This is a genomic window from Gilvimarinus sp. 1_MG-2023, assembly GCF_030548285.1.
In genome coordinates this window covers 1-248 of the sequence record NZ_JAUOSC010001452.1, presented here as the reverse complement: position 1 = coordinate 248, position 248 = coordinate 1, and the positions used below count along the sequence as shown (strand labels likewise).

Genomic DNA, 248 nt, shown 5'->3' with positions numbered 1-248 from the left:
GCCTGTTTTGTCACTGCGATATTACTGCAGAAGACGCCGTAGCCAGCGCCATTCATCAAGGTATTGAGCGCTTCGGCAGCCTCTTCGGACTGGTTAACTGCGCTGGTATTCCAGGGGCTGAGCGCGTTATCGGCCGCGAAGGGCCTCACCGGCTGTCCTCTTTCCAGAGAGCACTGAATATTAACCTGCTCGGCACCTTCAATATGATTCGCCTGTGTGCCGACCAGATGCAACACAACGAACAGGAC

1 protein-coding gene is annotated in these 248 nt (G+C 55.2%); it reads left to right on the top strand.

What is annotated here, in order from left to right; all coding sequences use genetic code 11:
* Window positions 1-248 (top strand): SDR family NAD(P)-dependent oxidoreductase (locus tag Q4563_RS21635; RefSeq protein WP_303605994.1); only part of this gene is annotated, 248 nt, incomplete at both ends.